Annotated in this window: 10 protein-coding genes; 1 reads left to right on the forward strand and 9 read right to left on the reverse strand. The window is 65.3% G+C overall.

What is annotated here, in order from left to right; all coding sequences use genetic code 11:
- Window positions 1–92: 92 nt before the first annotated feature.
- On the reverse strand, window positions 93–2,102 hold the full coding sequence (locus tag DDQ68_RS02330; RefSeq protein WP_109654468.1) for a T9SS type B sorting domain-containing protein: 2,010 nt from the start codon (window positions 2,100–2,102) through the stop codon (window positions 93–95).
- Between the two features lie 34 nt (window positions 2,103–2,136).
- Window positions 2,137–3,234, reverse strand: a complete 1,098-nt coding sequence (locus DDQ68_RS02335; RefSeq protein ID WP_162549748.1) for an aromatic amino acid lyase — start codon at window positions 3,232–3,234, stop codon at window positions 2,137–2,139.
- A gap of 304 nt (window positions 3,235–3,538) precedes the next feature.
- Between DDQ68_RS02335 and DDQ68_RS02340 the strand changes: the two genes are divergently transcribed.
- Window positions 3,539–4,543, forward strand: coding sequence for an IS701 family transposase (locus DDQ68_RS02340; protein WP_109654472.1), 1,005 nt, complete (start codon window positions 3,539–3,541; stop codon window positions 4,541–4,543).
- Between the two features lie 23 nt (window positions 4,544–4,566).
- Here DDQ68_RS02340 and hisS read toward each other — a convergent pair whose 3' ends face one another.
- The 7 genes from hisS to DDQ68_RS02375 all read right to left on the reverse strand — a co-directional run bounded on the left by hisS (window position 4,567) and on the right by DDQ68_RS02375 (window position 16,110).
- Window positions 4,567–6,033, reverse strand: a complete 1,467-nt coding sequence (gene hisS / locus DDQ68_RS02345) for a histidine--tRNA ligase (RefSeq protein ID WP_109654474.1) — start codon at window positions 6,031–6,033, stop codon at window positions 4,567–4,569.
- Window positions 6,034–6,309: 276 nt separating this feature from the next.
- Complete coding sequence (locus tag DDQ68_RS02350) at window positions 6,310–7,713, reverse strand: serine hydrolase (RefSeq protein WP_162549749.1); 1,404 nt, start codon at window positions 7,711–7,713, stop codon at window positions 6,310–6,312.
- A gap of 19 nt (window positions 7,714–7,732) precedes the next feature.
- Window positions 7,733–9,010: a gliding motility protein GldB-related protein gene (locus tag DDQ68_RS02355; protein ID WP_109654478.1), complete on the reverse strand. Its 1,278-nt coding sequence runs from the start codon at window positions 9,008–9,010 to the stop codon at window positions 7,733–7,735.
- 121 nt (window positions 9,011–9,131) lie between these two features.
- The gene (locus DDQ68_RS02360; protein ID WP_109654480.1) at window positions 9,132–9,935 is read right to left on the reverse strand and encodes a hypothetical protein; all 804 of its coding nucleotides are present in this window, start codon (window positions 9,933–9,935) and stop codon (window positions 9,132–9,134) included.
- A 253-nt stretch (window positions 9,936–10,188) separates the two neighbouring features.
- A complete protein-coding gene (locus tag DDQ68_RS02365) occupies window positions 10,189–12,675 on the reverse strand; it encodes an outer membrane beta-barrel protein (protein WP_162549750.1) in 2,487 nt (828 codons plus the stop codon).
- 678 nt (window positions 12,676–13,353) lie between these two features.
- A complete protein-coding gene (locus DDQ68_RS02370) occupies window positions 13,354–14,790 on the reverse strand; it encodes a toxin-antitoxin system YwqK family antitoxin (protein WP_109654484.1) in 1,437 nt (478 codons plus the stop codon).
- 138 nt (window positions 14,791–14,928) lie between these two features.
- Window positions 14,929–16,110 carry an acetyl-CoA C-acyltransferase gene (locus tag DDQ68_RS02375; protein ID WP_281271100.1) on the reverse strand — a complete coding sequence of 394 codons (1,182 nt, stop codon included), beginning with the start codon at window positions 16,108–16,110 and terminating at the stop codon, window positions 14,929–14,931.
- Window positions 16,111–16,134 lie beyond the last annotated feature (24 nt).

The raw sequence follows: 16,134 nt of genomic DNA on the forward strand, positions 1-16,134 counted from the left end.
TGGTGAACGCAGTGAAGCATCTTGCCAGGTCAGCACAAGGCGTTCAGCGGGGATAAGATGCTTCACTACGTTCACCGGACAGTTGTAGCCCCTTACTTGAGAAGCGTGACGGTACCGGTTTGGCGAATGAATTGGCCGGTTTCGTCGGTTTGCTCGAAGCGCCACACGTACACGCCGTTCACGGGCGCGTGGCCGTTGATGGTGCCGTCCCAGGTGGTGGCGTGGTCGGTGGCGCGGAACACCTGCTGGCCGTTGCGGTCCACGACGATCAGTACGAAATTCTCCAAAAACCGGCCCTTCACCTCAAACACGTCGTTCAGCCCGTCGCCGTTGGGCGTGAAGGCGTTGGGCAGCAGCAGGCGGGCGCGGCGCGGTACCTGCGCCACGCTGGAGTAGCTGAACGTACCCGCCGGGATGCCGGCCCCGCTGATTTGCAGGCGGTAACGCAGCACCTGGCGGTCAGCCGGCGGCTGGGCATCGGTGGTACTGAGGGCCGCGATGGGGGCGGCCGTGGCTAGCGCCGTGCCGTCGGGGGACAGGGTTTGGAGGGCGTAGGCGGTGGGCTGGCTGGGGTCGGGGCCGATGAAGGCCGACCAACTGAGGCTCACCGCGGTGGCTTCGTCGTCGAGGGCCCGGGCGGCGAGGATGCTTGGGCAGCCCACGCTGCTCTCGGCCGACGTGTTGCCGCACAAGTCGGTGAGGCGCAGCGAGTAGCATACGGCGGTGAGCGTTGCCGCGCCGGTTGAGTCGGTGACGGTGCGTCCGTTGGTGGCCGTGATAAAATCGGAAACTGGGCCCGCGCTGGGCAGGCGGCGGTAGCGCAGCGTGCCCCCAGCCGGCACGGGGCCCCCGGGTAGGCCGGGGGTGAGCGTCGGCCGGTTCTGCAAGTCGAAGCTGGCCACGAGGCGGGGCGTGGGCGGGGCCAGGTTGGAGGCGGCTACCAGGCTAGCTTCGTTGGACAGCACGGCCCCGCCGTCGGTGCTCACGCGGTAGGTATAGCTGGTGCCGCACACCACGTTGGGGTCTTCCAGCCCGCCGTTGATGGGGGTCAGATTGTTGACGGCCAAGCCGTTGCGCGTAACGGAGTAGGGCCCCGGGCTAGGGTTGGCGTCGGTCAGCAGCAGCTGGTTGCGGCCCTGCGCCGAGGCCACAGCCAGGCCCAGGGTATAGCGGGTGGCCGAGGCAATGGTAGCGGTTTGGCAGTAGTCGGTGCGCAGCAGGCGGTAGCCGCCGGCCGCGGCCGCGGGCAGGGCTACGCTGGTGCTGCCCGGCGGCACGTCGGCCACGTTCTGGAACGGGCCGGTGGTGCCGGCCAGGGCCCGCTGCAAGGTATAGATGTAGCCGGCCGGTAGCTGACCCACGGCCAGATTAAGCTCGCCGCCGGGGGTGGGCGCGCTTAGCGTCAGGGTATTCAGGGCGGGAACCAGGGCGGTGGGTAGGGCCGGGATGGACTGCGTATTAGCGCTGGTGCAGGGCCCCACCAGGTTGTAGTAGCCCGTAACGGTGACGGTAGCGGCCCCCGCCAGCGCCACTATTTGCGGCAGGTTGCGCCGCACTACTGGCACCTCCGGCCCGCTGCCGGCCCGCACGGTGTAGCGGTCGTACACGGCGTCCGTCACCGTGACGAGGGCCACGCCGGCGGGGCAGGGCGCGATGGTAAACGGCGGCGGTACGGTGGCGTAGGCTATGAGTACGCGGGTGTAAAACGTACCGATGACGCCGCCGTTGGCCAGCGTGGTGTTGGCATTTTCGGAGATGGTGATGGGGCCCGGCGCGGTGGGCGTGTAGCGGTACACGGTGCTGGCCCCGGTGGGCGAAATCAGGCAGCTGGGCGGGTACACGTCGGTGCCCGGCAGGGCCGTATAGTACGTCAGATCAGGCGATACGGCGCGGCTGGCGCAGGGCACGAAGCGCACCGCCCGGCCTACGCACAGCGCCTGCACCTCCTGCCCGGTGGCGGCATCGACCACGGCAAACGGCACACCGTTGCAGTCGGTGGGCGGGGGCTGGGCGCAGTTCTGGGCCCGGGCCCGCTCGGGCGCCAGGCCCCCTAGCAGGCCCGTCAGCAAAAGGAAAAATAACCCGGGGAGCGTCAGCTTCATGCCCAAAAATACGCGCCAGCGGGCCCCCGCGCTTCTATGCGCCGCCGGGGCCCGCCGCTGGCCATGCGTAGCCCCGCACAAACGCCGCCGCCTGCCGCAGCGCCGGGTACGGAGCCGTGCCAGGGCCCCCACCGGGTACCGCCGCCCGGAAGGCCGCCAACAGCGTTTCGCTTGAATCAGGGCCCCCAGCCGCGGGTCTGGCGGCCGAGACCCTGGCGGCGGCCAGCAGCTCCAGACCTAGCAGTTGCTCCACGTTTTCTACCACTTGGCGCAGGCGCAAAGCCGCGTAGGCGTCGGCTTCCGCGGCCACCAATTGGCTGCTGGCGGCGGTGTGCGCTGCCAAATCCAGCGCCGCCGCGCCGAACATTGGACTGGCCGCGTGCTGCGCCGCGCGGGAAGCTGCTGCCTGGCCCAGCGCTGCTACGGCCGCTGCCAATTGCCCCAGCGCCGGGGCCAGCAGGGCCGATTCTGAGTCGCTTAGGACCCCGGCTACGGCTTGCTCCGCCGCGTGCAGCACGGGTTGGAGCGCCGTTTCCTCGGCCGTTTCGGCGAGGGCCGACAAGGAGCGGATTGCCGCCGCGGCCCGCGTCAGGCGCTGGGTGCGCAGCAGTGCATCCACGGTGTAGGCCAGGGTAAAGGGGATGCCACGCAGCAGGGCCCCCGCCTCGCCGGCGCGTAGGGCCAGCGGCTCCCAGCTGAACAGACTGAAGGCGTCGGCCGTAGCCAGGCGGTAGCCCTGGTAGTTGATTTCGCCCTCGCCCAGCAGCGGCAGGGCCAGGTGGGCCCGCGCCGCCTCGTCGCCACCCTGCTCAAATACCACTGGCAGCAGCTCGCGGTTGTACATCGCCAGCAGGCGCTCGGCCGTGGGGCGGGCCAGGCCAGCGGGCTGATTCACCGCTCGTTGCGCGGCCAGCAGCAGCATCAGGCGCACCAGGGGCTGGGGTGCTTCGGGGCCTGTGCCGCAGGCCTGGGCCCGCAGGGCGGCCAGCTCGTGCCCGGTGGCGAGGGCCCCGGCGGGGGCGAAGCTGGCGGCTGCTCCGGGGCCCAGGGCCACGGTTTCGCCGCTGGCCAGCAAAGTGGCTAAGGTGCTGAGGATGAGCGGGGAGTTGGGGGCGAGGAGGTGGGCGGGCACGGGTGGGTTAGCGCGGTTGTCGGGTTGATGTACGCCTTCGATGAGAATTAAAAATGATAAATCCGATAATCTGGTTTTTAAATTTTTATGTCTAACCTATTGATTATAAAATTTTTATAAACTACTTGTTCAAAATTAAATGAATTATCAGATTGTCATGCTGAGCGCAGTCGAAGCAATTCTCCCGCTCACTAATCATTACTTACTGCCGCGGGAGAGATGCTTCGACTGCGCTCAGCATGACGGTCTAATTGTCTGTTTAAATTAGGACTTACGCAAAAAGTGTAACTTGAAAGGAAAAGCCATGAAAGTGACGGCACAACTGTACGGGCAGTTTTTGGTGAGCAGCCAGGTCAACTACACGGGGACGTATCTGGCCGAGCATCTGGAGGGCCTCTCGCACGACAACGTGCGCTATTTTCTCAAAACCCGGCGTTTCACCCCCCGCCAGCTCTGGCAGCAAGTACGCCCACAGGTGATGCTCAGCGCGCGGGGCTACGTCCTGTTTGACGACACGGTGCTCGACAAGCACCACAGCCGGCGCATCGAACTCGTACGCCGCCAGTACAGCGGCAACGCCCACGGCGTGATTGCCGGCATCGGCCTGGTGACGTGTGTGTACGTCAACCCCGAAACCGACCAGTTCTGGCTCATTGACTACCGCCTTTTCGCCCCCGACACCGACGGCAAGACCAAGCTCGACCATGTGGCCGACATGCTCGGGCAATTGGCCCCGCGCAGTATCCCATACCGCACGGTGCTCATGGATAGCTGGTACGCCACCACGGCCCTGTTCAAGTGGCTGCTGGACGAAGGCAAAACATTTTACTGCCCGCTGAAAAGCAACCGGCTCGTCGATGATTCCGGCGGCCAGCAGCCCTACCAGCCCGTGGCCTGCCTGTGCTGGTCGGCCGCCGAAGTAGAAGCTGGCAAAATCCTGAAAGTGAAGGGCATGCCCAAAGATTTCAAACTGAAACTCTTCCGCGTACTGGTGTCCACCCACCGGACGGACTACCTCCTCACCAACGAGGTTGAGCCCTTGCACACGGCCGCTGCCGAACACGAAAGCAGCGTCCGCTGGACGATTGAGCAGTTTCACCGCGAACTCAAGCAACTCACCGGCGTGCAGGCCTGCCAGTGCCGGCTGGCCCGCAGTCAGCGCAATCATATTGCCCTGGCCGTGCGCGCTTGGACCTGCCTTAAACAAGCCGCCTACCAAACCAAACAAACCGTCTATCAGCTCAAACAAGGCTTTTTGGATGAGTATATGCGACATGAATTACGCCAGCCTTCGCTCGCGTTTGCGTAAGTCCTATAAATAAGAACGAGCACTTATTGGGCTTGGGAGAGCACGGCCACGGCTTCGGCCACCGAGAGCAGCTGTTCCTGGCCGGCGCGCATGTCGCGCAGCTTCACCTGGCCGGCGGCGCGCTCATCGGGGCCCGCCAGCAGCAGGTACGGGATGCCTTTCTGGTCGGCGTACTGGAACTGCTTTTTGAGCTTGGCGGCGTCGGGGTACAGCTCGGCGGGCACGCCAGCGGCGCGCAGCTGGGCCAGCAGCGGCAGGCCGGCGGCCAGCGAGGCCGCGTCGAACTGCGCCAGTAGCACCCGCGTGAGCGTGCCGGTGCCGGCCGGGAACAAGTCCAGCTCCTCCAAGCAGTCGTAGAGCCGATCCACGCCGAACGAGAAGCCCACGCCCGACACATCCGGCAGCCCGAAGGCCCCGGTGAGGTTGTCGTAGCGCCCGCCGCCGCTCACGCTGCCCATCGCCACGTTGTTGATTTTCACTTCGAAAATGCAGCCCGTATAATAGGATAGGCCCCGGGCCAGCGTGGGGTCAAATTCCAGCCGGTTGAACTGGGTGAAGCCGGAGGCTTGCAGCAGGTCGCGTACGGCGGCCAACTCGTTGAGGCCCCGGTAGTAGGCATCCTCAGAATCGTCGGCTTCGTCGGTGGGCTCGTCGGGGCCCGGGCGCTGGCCGTCGGGCTCCACGCCGGCCGTCACGAAGCCGGCCAGCAGGCGCTGGAGTTTCCTGGCGTAGCCGCCGCTCACCGTCAGCAGCTCAAACAGCGTGTCGATGGCGGCGTCCGAAAAGCCTTTTTCGAGCAGTTCCTTGGTCACGCCGTCGCGCCCGATTTTATCGAGCTTATCGATGGCCACGAACAAGTCCGTCTCCTTGCCCTCGCCGCCCAGCGCCTGGTAAATGTTGCGCAGCACCCCGCGGTGGTTGATTTTGATGGTGAAATCCACCAGGCCCAACCCGTTGAGCACCTGGGCCATCATCAGCACAATTTCGGCTTCGCAGAGCAGCGAGTCGGTGCCCACCACGTCGGCGTCGCACTGCCAAAACTCGCGGTAGCGGCCGCGCTGGGGGCGGTCGGCGCGCCACACGGGCTGCATCTGGTAGCGCTTGAAGGGGAAGGTGAGGGTGGCCCGGTTCATGGCCACGTAGCGGGCGAAGGGCACGGTGAGGTCGTAGCGCAGGCCCTTCTCCGCTATTTTGGGCAGCACGGCGCGGGGGCCCTGGGCGAGGTCGTCGGCCGTCACGAGCGGGGTGATTTCGCCGCGGCGCTCCTTCACCAGGAAGTTGCCCGAGTTCAGCACTTTAAACAGGAGCTGGTCGCCCTCGTCGCCGTACTTGCCGGTCAGCACCGAGAGGTTTTCCAGGGTCGGCGTTTCAATCGGCGCGTAGCCAAACTGCTCGAACGTGCGGCGGATGACGCCAAAAATATGCTGGCGGCGGGCCACCTGGGCCGGGCCAAAATCGCGGGTGCCTTGCGGGATGCTGGGTTTTTCCATTACGGCCGCAAAGGTAGGGCCCCCGCGTAGCGCAGGCTCTGCGCATCCGCGCGGCGGAACAGTAATCGTTAAACGGCCCCTCAACCGCGCATCTGTACTGCTCTATTAGGCTTGTTTCCGAATTAAAGACCGCAAAAAAGAACGTCATGCTGAGCGCAGCCGAAGCATCTCTCCCGCTTACTACTCCAATCGTTCACCGATTAGGTTAGTGAGCGGGAGAGATGCTTCGGCTGCGCTCAGCATGACGTTCTTGATTAGGCAGTTACGAAGCGAGCCTTATTCCTTGGTAAACAAGTACGTGCCGCCGCCCTGCGTGAGGGTAAACGTGGGCTTGGCCGCGTCGAACTCCATGCGGATGCCGGCCGGGTCGAACTTGAACACGCCTGAACCTACGGGCGCCAGCTCAAACGCGCCCTGGCCAGTGGCTTGGGCCTGAAGGCCAGGGCCTTCGCGGGTAACCGTGATTTTGAGCGGGAACCCGGGGCTGGCGTAGGTGCCGGCGTAGCGGTCGAGGTCGGCCACGGGGGGCGCGTAGGTGCTGGGCGTGAAGTCTGGGATTTTATAGGGCTGCCCGAAGTAGATGCTCAGGACGCCAATCAGCACGTCGTTAAAGGCATAAGCTGCGGCGTTGCTGCACAGCGCTACGGCCAGCTTGTCGGCGGGAAAGTAGCCAGCTACCGCATTGAAGCCGTCGATGCCGCCCGTATGCCCGTAGCCCTGCTTCGCGCCAAACGGCAAGCCGAACAGGGCCCGGCCGTAGCCGTCGCGGATGGTTTGCATGGTGGCCAGGCTACTGGCTGCCAACAGTTTGCCGCCAAACAGCGCCTCCAGAAAGCGGGTCAAGTCGGTGGGCGTCGACACCAGGGCCCCCGCGCCGCCGGGCACGCTCATGTCGGTTTCCGGGGCCAGCTTCCAACCGCCGGAGCCCCATTCGTACGACAGCGCCTCCTGGGCCTGGGGGTTGATTTTGCCGCCGTAGAACGTGTTTTTCAGGCCGGCCCGGGCCAGTACGCGCTTTTGCAGGGCCTGCGGGTAGGGCATTTTGGCGAGTTTCTCCACGATGTAGCCCAGTAGCACGAAGTTGGAATTGCTATAGGCGGCCTTGGTGCCGGGGGCGAAGTCGGGCTTGGGCGCGGCGATGAGGGCCACCATCTCGGCCTGGGTGTGGGGCTTCGTCATGAAGGCCGGGAAGGCCGGGTCGTTGGTGAAGTTGTGGAGGCCGCTGCGGTGGCTCAGCAGCTGGTCGATGGTGATGGCCGCGGCGCCGGGCACCTGCGGGAAAAACGTGGCCAGCGGCGTGTCCAGGGCCAGTTTTTTCTCCTCGATGAGCTGAAAAATCATCACCCCCGTGAACACCTTCGTGAGGGAGCCGATGCGGTAGCGCGTGTCGGGCGTGGCCGGGGCGCTGGGCGCCAGCCGGGCCTCGCCGAAGGCGCGGCGGTACACCACCTGCCCGCCTTTGGACAGGGCCAGGCTACCCATCATCTTGTGGTTGGCATCGAGGGCATTCACCAAGCTGTCGAGCTTGGCGGTGTTGAGCTGCTGGGCCTGGGCCGCCACGGCGGTGAGGCCTAGCAGGCCGATGAGGAAAGGAGTAGCGCGGGGCAGCATGGCCGGTGAAGGAAAGAAGGTGAGGAAAGGAAGGATGTAGGCGAAGAATCGCCGCGCCGGCCGCGGCATTACAGCGTTGCGGAAAAAATTAGCGCCCGGCTGGGGCCCCCGCGTAGCCGCTCTGGGCCAGGAAGGCCTTGGCGTCATGCACGTTGAGGATGTCGGCCAGGGCCTGCTTTTTGTTGGGGGCCCGGTTGTAGTAGGCCTGCACGATGCGGTAGCCCACATAGTAGCCCAGGTCGCAGGGCTTCTCGGGGGTTTCCTGGCGGCCGTTGGCAATCCAGTTTTTCGAGTTCGTGCCCAGCATTTCCTGCTGGAAGGCGGCCCACAGCGCCGCCTCGTGGGCGTTGCCGTAGGGGTGCAGGCGGCCATTGTTGCCGAGGCTGCCGGTCACGAGTTCGGCCACGAAATCGGCCATGCCTTCGCTGAGGGCGTAGCTGAGCAGGGTGCCGTCCTGGGGGCCCTGGTTGCGGTGCACCAGCTCGTGCACCATCAGGCCGGGCATTTCCGCCACGGGGGCGCAGCGGTTGCGCTGGAGCAGGGTCAGCTCGCTGGTGTTCACGCCCGGGCCGTTGGCCGATTGGTCGGCCCCGATGAGCAGGCCCGCGTCCGACACGGTGCCGCCCGATACCCAGCCGCCGATGACGAAGTAAACGTTCTGAAACCGCACCGCCGGGTACAATTCCTGGAAGCGCCGGAAGGCCGCCACAATCTTCGGCTTTTCGCCGGCAATGGCCTGCGTGGTGGGCTGGATGGAGCCATAGTACCGGGGCCGCTGCAAAATGCACTGCGCAAAATCGGCGTCGCTGTCAATTTTCAGCTCGGCATAATCCCGCAAGCCGGCGGAGGCCTTGTCGAAATACACGCGCCGGAAAATGGCCGGGGCTCCCGCCGTGTCGCGCCGGGCCGCGGCGTAGGCCGCCCAAAAGTGGTCGATGTCGGTCGTCACCAGCTGCACGTCCTCGGGCCGGCGAATAATGGTTTTTTCCTCCAGCTGGCGGGCGCGGGCCAGCAGCCGGGGCCACTGCTTGTCGGTGTGCAGCAGGGCCAGGTCGGTATCAACGGCGATGTGGTCGGCATTGACGTAGCCCGCCGCAATGGCCCGGCTCAGGTTGGCGCGGGCGTTGGGGGCATCGTGGAGCAGGCCGTAGTAACAGGCGATGTTGTAAAAGGCGTTGGCTCGGTAGCGCCGGCTGGTTCCGGGGGCCCCCACCACCTGCCGGTAGGCGGCAATGGCGGCGGGGTAATCTTGCCGGCCCAGGCCCTGCTCGGCCCGGGCCATCAGCGAATCCACGCGGGTTTTGGGCTGGGCCTGGGCAGCGAGGGACGCGGCCCACAGCAGCAGCAGCAGCAACAGGTATTTCATTACTGGAAAAAACGGAAGGGAGCGGTTGAAAATGATTGGCGTGCAAGATATAGGCAGGGCCCCCGGACCAGGTGGTCCGGGGGCCCTGCGGCGGTGTTTTCCCTGCGGAAAGGGGCGGCGCTTACCGGGCTACCCGCTGCTGGGCAGCGTAGGCGGGCTGGGCCGGGGCGGGCAGGTGGGCGCGGTCCAGTACCACCAGCACGCGCTGGCCGGCTTGCACAGCGGCGGCGACTTGGGTGGCCAGGTGCGCGGCGCGGTACTCGTTCACGGTGCGGGTGGTGTTCAGTATAAAGGCTGAGGCCCCCGTCGGCTCCGAGCCGAAGGACGTGGCGGGCAGCGACCACCACGCGCCACCCGTGGGGCAGTAGGTGCGGTAGGCTGTGCGCAGCTCGGTGGGGGTGCGCACCACTTGCTCGCCGCCGGGCAGGTCGTGCGCGCTGCTGGCGAGGAACGCCTTGCTGGCTTTCATTACCAAGGCTTTAGGGGCCCCGGTGGCTTGGCGGAACTGATGAGTTTGGCGCAGCAGCCAATATAGCTTCAGGGGCTCGGGGGCGAGCTTGGTTTGGAGGTAGGCGTACTCGGCGTACACATCGTCGAGGCGATGGGTGGGCACGTGCTGCTGCTGGGCCAGGAAGCGGGCATAGCCGGCGGGGCCCATGCGGCCGATGGTGGCGGCTTCGGTGCTGTCGGTGCCCATGTCGGGGTTTTCGAAGAACACCACCGTGGGTTGGCACTGGGTAAAGGTCTGGCGCATCCGGGCAAACTGCTCGTGGGCCGCATCGTTCGACGGCACCGTACCGAAGTAGGTGACGGGTGCGGCGGGTGCGGCGGCCGACGCGGCAGCAGCGGCCGAAAACGATTGGGCGAAAGTAGCGGCGGTGGGAACGAGCAACGCGGCGGTCAGGAGCAAAGAGGCAATTTTCATGGTGCAGGAAGAAAGAAAGTGAAGAGAAAAGAGGAGTAAAAACTGGGGCCCCCACCGGGACGTGCGGGCAATTATTAAGAAGGGATTTTCAGCCAATCAGGCCGTCATGCTGAGCCTGTCGAAGCATCTCTCCCGCGGCAGTAATCATGATTAGTGGAGCAGTAGAGATGCTTCGACTCCACTTCGTTCCGCTCAGCATGACGGCCTGATTGGCTCACCGCCCGGGACCCCCGCCCGGGGCCCCACCGGGGCCCTAGCCGCCGAAACCGCCGCCGCCGCTGGGGCCGTTGTCAATCTTTTTGCCGGGCTTGCTGGCCCCGATGTACCAGGTGAAGCCCAGCCACGCCACGCGGGTCTCGTACTTGCTGTAGAGGCTGGTTTGCAGCTCGGGCGTGGCCAGCTCGGTGCGGCGCACTTGGGTGTTCAGCAGGTCCGAGACGCGCAGGGTGAGGGCGGCGCGCTCCTGAAATAGCTGTTGGCGCAGGGCAATGTCGAGGCCGCCGGTGGGCAGCTGGCGGCCCTGGGCCGTGAGCACCGTCGAGCGGATATCGCCGGTGAGCTGCACGTCGAGGCCCTTGCGGGGCGTGAAGTTGTTGGCCAGGCGGGCGGTGCCGGCCAGGGCCGCGCGGTTGGCGGCGTTCAGGGCGTTGGCGGCAATCTGCGAGTAGTAGAGCGAGCCGCTGGCCGACACGCGCCACCACTTGGTCAGGGGCTGGGCCCAGGTCGTCTCGAAGCCGAAGCTGTTGGTGGTGCCCACGTTATCGAAGGTTTCGCGGGTTACCACGCCCACGTTGTTGGTGCGGGTGGCGGCCGTGTCGATGGTGCGCACCCGGCGGATGGCGTTCTGGGTGAAGCGGGCAAACACCGTGTTGGTGATGCTGGCCCCGCCGGTCAGGTTCAGCTGGTGGCCCAGCTCCACGTTGTGGCTGAACTCGGGGAGCAGGTTGGCGTTGCCCTGGCGGTAGTTGCGCGGGTCCTGGTACATCTGGATGGGCAGCTGCTGCATGAAGTCGGGCCGGTTCAGGCGGCGGGCGTAGCTGAATTGCAGGCGGTTCTGGCCCGGCTCCTTGCCCAGTTCCTTGGCCACGGTGGCCGAGGGGAAGAGGTTGACGTAGCTCTTATCAATGGCCGCGTTGCGGTTTTCCACCCCGCCGCTCAGAAACGTGGCCTCGGTGCGCAGGCCGCCCTGGGCGCTCCAGCCGTGGCTCAGCGTGCGCTGAAACGTGGCGTAGGCGGCCGGCATGAGCTGCGTAAAGGCGTAGTTGAACGAGTTGGCGGGGTCGAGCTGGAAGCCGTCGCCGGGGTTGTCGGTGGGTTTGCGCATGGCGGTGCTGCCGGTGTTGTGCAGGGTTTGCAGCTTCAAGCCGGCTTCAAGCTTGCCCTTGCCGTCGGCCGTGGGCCGGGTGAAATCCGCCTGCCCGAAGAAAATCTGGGCCTGCACCCGCTGGGCCTGCGTGAAGCCGGCCGGCCGGGGGCCCCCGGTCAGCAGCTGGCTCACCGGCACGTCGGCGTCGATGAGTACCCCGCCGGCGTTGGCCGTCAGCTCGCGGCCCTTGTGGGCCTCCCAGGTGCGGCGGTAGTCGGCCGAGCTTTCCAACACCTTCACCTTCACATCGGCCAGCTCCTGGCCGTACTGGGTGATGACGCCGGGCGCGCCCACCGTTTGCTGGGTCAGGGTCTGGTTGTCGGTTTCGGTCTGGTGCTCGTAGTGCGGCTGCACGCTCAGGCTCAGGGTTTGCTCCTTGGGCAGGTCGTAGGTCAGGCCCAGGTTCAGGGTGTGGTTGCGGTTTTGCTGGCGGCCGGTGCCTTCCTGCGTCGTAAAGAGGCTGCTCGAAGTGGCCCCGTCGGTAAGGAGCGCCGTTTGGGAGCTGTTGGTGCGGGTGCGGTACATCTGGTCGCTGCCGTCGTAGCCCAGGCTCCAGGTAGCCTTGCCGTGGTGGCGGCTCAGGCTCAGGCTGGGGGCGTACTTGTCGCGGGTGCCCAGGTTCAGGGCCGCCTGGCCATTCCAACCGTCCTTCTTGTTCTTCTTGGTGATGATGTTGATGACGCCTACGCCGCTGGCGTCGTACTTGGCCGAGGGGTTGGTCATTACCTCCACCTGGGCAATTTGCGAGGCCGGAATCTGGTCGAGCCGCGGGCCGGGGCCCCCGTTGCTGGTGCCGGCCGGCTTGCCGTCGATGAGGATGGTGAGGTTGCTGGAGCCGCGCAGGCTCACCGTGCCGGTGGCGTCCACGGCCACCGAGGGCACGTTCTGGAGCACGTTCACGGCCGTGCCGCCCACGCTGCTCAGGTCTTTCTCCACATTAATCACCGTTTTGCCCAGCTCCTGCTGCACCACGGCCTTCTGGGCCACCACCCGCACCTCCCCCAACTGGGTAGCGCTGGCGGCCAGCTTCAGGGGCCCCAGGGCCAGGGCCGGCGCCCCGGCCGAAAGGGCAAACACCCGGCGCACGGGCTTGAAGTTCAGGGCCTGGGCCCGCAAAATGTAGCGCCCCAAGGCCAGGTGCTCGGCCTTAAAGGTGCCGTCGAGGCCGGTTTGGGCCCCCGTCACGAGCGTCGAATCGGCGGCGCGTAGCAGCAGCACGTCGGCGAAGGGGAGGGGCTGGCCGTTGGCGGCTTCCACCAGCTGGCCGCTCACTTGGGCCGGGCCGGCTTGCTGGGCGTGGAGGCCCAGGGGCAGGGCCGTAAGGAGCAGGGCCAGGCCCCGCAAGGGCTGGCAGCAGGTGTGCAAGAAGGTCATGGTGAGGGTGTTGTAGTGTTCAAGCTGCGTCGGGGCCCCGGGGCTTGGCAGCGGCCGCGGTTCCGCTGGGGCAAGGGCCGGGGCCAGCAGCGGCACCGGTGTGGAAAGAGTTTCGGGAGGGCGGGGGGGGGGCGCCCATTCGGCTGGCCTGCGTCGGCAGGTACTAGGTTGTCATCACCTACTATGCTATCAACAGAACAAAGGTATGTTAGGTACTTTGTGATGCAAGGTACTAAGACATTAAATATTCGTTAATTAAGATTATTAATATCTTAAGTGCTGATAATCAGCAATAAAAAATTTAACAAAATTTGCCGCCGCGCCGCATTCGGGTTGCTAGATGCGCTGCCCGGGCCCGCGGTTGCCCGGGCAGCGCATCTTTTTGGCGGGGTTGCGGCCGGCCCAAGCCCTGCCTGGTTGTAAGCAGCACCCGCCGGGTTACCAGCTGGCCCAGGCATTCGTTACAGCACCCTTACCAAAAGCGCATAAAAAAACCGCCGAACCCGAAAGTCCGGCGGCTAAAGCGGTTTTGGAGCCCGTGGATGTAGGGGCGGGGCTTGCCCCCGCCCCTACATCCACGCCAATCCCCTGCTGTTGTTCAACAACGGGCAGGAGCAAGCCCCGCCCCTACATCGCTCAAACTATACGCTGACTTCGAAACCGTTAGGGGCCCCAACGTTATTTTTTGCGCAGCGCGGGCCGGCCTGGGGCCTTGGTGCCGGCCGGCACCTCCCGGCCGTTCTGGAAGGTTTTGTGGCTCTCGACGGCTACGCCGTCGGGCCCGAAGTAAGCCCACACGCCGGTTTCCTTGCCATTGCGGAAGGCGCCGCGCACGGCCAGCGTGCCGTCGTCGCGCAGCTGCCGGTAGGGCCCCACCTTCAGGCCGTGGGCGTAAGTGGTTTCGGCCTTTAGCTTGCCCGAGGGGTAGTTTTCCAGGCCCAGCCCAATGGCAAAGCCGTTCTCGTATCCCAGCCGGCTGGCCACCTTGCCGTCGGCAAAGTAGGTTAGCTGCTCGCCGGCCAGCTTGCCGGCGGGGTTGTACAGTGCCACGCTCTGCACCTGCTTGCTGTTGGGGAAAAACGTGCGCCAGGTGCCGGCGGTACGGTTATTCTTATAAGTCTCCTCAGCCAGCGGTAGGGGCCCTACGGCGCCGTAGCGCGTCACCTTGCGGTCGCGCCCGCCGTTGGCGTAGTCGGTTTCCAGCATCAGCTTGCCAGCCTCGGAAAACTCCTGCGCGTGACCCGTGGGTACGCCCAGGCGGTAGGTGGTTTTGGTTTTGACCTGGCCGCTTTCGTAGTAGCTCGTGGCGGGCCCGTCGAGGTTGGCGGTGCCGCTGGTGGTGGGGGCCACGCGTTTGGCCAGGTCGTCGCCGAGCGGGTTGCGCACCGCGCGCTGCACCACGGGGGCGGGGGCGTAGGTGCTCTCCGTCTGAAGCTTACCGCTGGGGAAGTAGCTGCGGTAGCCGCCGCGGCCGCTGGCGTCAGCCCGCACCTCGGTTTCGACCTGGCCGGTGGGGTAATACGTTTTGTAGGGCCCCGCCAGCAGGCCGCGGTGCAGGGTGCCTTCGCTCTGCACCTGGCCGTTGGCGTAGTAAAACTTGACGGCGCCCTCGGGCTGGCCGTCTTTGTAAGTGATGTCGGCCTGGGGCTTGCCGTCGGCGTAGAGTTGGCGCAGGGCCCCGTTGGGCTGGCCTTTGGCGAGTGTGGTTTTCAGCTTCACCTCGCCGGTGGGATGGTAGTAGATGAGTTCGCCGCTGGGCTCGTCGTTGTCAAAGTTGCCCTCCTGGGCCACCTTACCGTTGGCGTAGTAGGTTTTGAAGGGGCCCTGGCGCACGCCGGCGCGGTAGGTGGTCTCGAGCCGCCGGGCCCCGCTGGGGTGAAACTCGACGTAGGCCGAGTCGCGCTTGCCCTCGCGGAAGCTGGTTTGCTGCTCCAGCTGGCCGCTGCGGTAGTAGCGGCGGTAGGTGCCCTGGGGCAGCGTATCGCCGGCCACCAGGGCGCTATACACCTCGCGTTTAGCGGTTTTGGTGGAGTCGTAGTACGTCACGAACCGCTTGGCTTTTTGGGCGTGGGCGGTGAAGGCGGATAAGGTAAAGAGCAGAAGCAGGTATCTCATGGCCGCAAGAACGGATGAGCGCCCTTTAAAATTTCGCGCCAGGTTTCGTAAAGTAAAAAGAGGTTTCGCGGAGGAGCGGCTAATGCACCCTTTGCGAAACCTCTTTTTACCTCGCGTAACCTGGCGCGAAACCTTGCGCTACACGGCCTCCAGCACGATGGCCGAGGCGCCGCCGCCGCCGTTGCAAATGCCCGTGACGCCGATTTTACCGCCCTCGTTGTGCATCACGTTCAGCAGCGTCGTCACAATGCGGGCCCCCGAGGCCCCCAGCGGGTGGCCCAGGCTTACGGCGCCGCCGTACACGTTCACCTTAGTGCCTTCGAGCTTGAGCAGTTGGTTATTAGCCAGCGACACCACCGAAAATGCCTCGTTGATTTCGTAGAAGTCCACGTCCTTGGCATCAATGCCCGCGTGCTTGAGCGCCTTCGGAATGGCCAGCGCGGGCGAAGTCGTGAACCATTCCGGGGCCTGCTCGGCATCGGCAAAGCCGCGCACAATGGCAATGGGTTTCACGCCCAGCGCGTCGGCCTTTTCGCGGCTCATCAGCAGCACAGCCGCCGCGCCGTCGTTGAGCGTCGAGGCGTTGGCGGCCGTCACGGTGCCCTCCTTGCCAAAGGCGGGCTTGAGGCCGGCCAGCTTCTCGAACTGAACTTTGGTATATTCCTCGTCGTCGTCCACGACAGTGGTTTTGCCGCGGCTTTCGATGGTAACGGGCACGATTTCGGCCTTCTTTTTGCCGGATTTGGCGGCGTTGGCGCTGCGGGTATAGCTCTCGCGGGCAAACTCGTCCTGCTGCTCGCGGGTGATGCCGTAGTGCTGGGCCGTGGCGTCGGCGGCCACGCCCATGGCGTAGTCGTGGTAGGGGTCCCAGAGGCCGTCTTTCATCAGGCCGTCAATCATTTGGCCATTACCGTACTTAGCGCCGAAGCGGGCTTTGTCGAGGTAATACGGCACGTTGCTCATGCTCTCCATGCCGCCGGCCAGGATGCAGTCGGCCTGCCCCAGCATGATGGCCTGGGCGGCAAACATGATGGCCTTCGAGCCCGAGGCGCACACCTTGTTAACGGTGGTGCACTCCACGGTGTCGGGCAGGCCGGCTTTTTTGGCGGCCTGGCGGGCCGGGGCCTGGCCCAGGTTGGCCGAGATGACGTTGCCCATAATCACCTGCTGCACTTCCGACGGGGCCACGCCGGCTTTCTCCAAAGCGCCTTTCAGGGCAATGGCGCCCAATTCGGTGGCCGATATCGAGGCCAGGGCCCCGCCAAACGAGCCAATTGGGGTGCGCACCGCCGATACAATTACAACTTCCTTGATCTGCATAATTTTAACGAACAAACGTGGGTG

This window comes from Hymenobacter nivis, assembly GCF_003149515.1.
Taxonomy (GTDB): domain Bacteria; phylum Bacteroidota; class Bacteroidia; order Cytophagales; family Hymenobacteraceae; genus Hymenobacter; species Hymenobacter nivis.

Bases quoted from the DNA above. Each gene is read 5' to 3' on its own strand.
- DDQ68_RS02330 (WP_109654468.1), bottom strand. From the start codon at position 2,102: ATGAAGCTGACGCTCCCCGGGTTATTTTTCCTTTTGCTGACGGGCCTG.
- DDQ68_RS02340 (WP_109654472.1), top strand. From the start codon at position 3,539: ATGAAAGTGACGGCACAACTGTACGGGCAGTTTTTGGTGAGCAGCCAG.
- hisS (WP_109654474.1), bottom strand. From the start codon at position 6,033: ATGGAAAAACCCAGCATCCCGCAAGGCACCCGCGATTTTGGCCCGGCC.
- DDQ68_RS02350 (WP_162549749.1), bottom strand. From the start codon at position 7,713: ATGCCGCGGCCGGCGCGGCGATTCTTCGCCTACATCCTTCCTTTCCTC.
- DDQ68_RS02355 (WP_109654478.1), bottom strand. From the start codon at position 9,010: ATGAAATACCTGTTGCTGCTGCTGCTGCTGTGGGCCGCGTCCCTCGCT.
- DDQ68_RS02360 (WP_109654480.1), bottom strand. From the start codon at position 9,935: ATGAAAATTGCCTCTTTGCTCCTGACCGCCGCGTTGCTCGTTCCCACC.
- DDQ68_RS02365 (WP_162549750.1), bottom strand. From the start codon at position 12,675: ATGACCTTCTTGCACACCTGCTGCCAGCCCTTGCGGGGCCTGGCCCTG.
- DDQ68_RS02370 (WP_109654484.1), bottom strand. From the start codon at position 14,790: ATGAGATACCTGCTTCTGCTCTTTACCTTATCCGCCTTCACCGCCCAC.
- DDQ68_RS02375 (WP_281271100.1), bottom strand. From the start codon at position 16,110: ATGCAGATCAAGGAAGTTGTAATTGTATCGGCGGTGCGCACCCCAATT.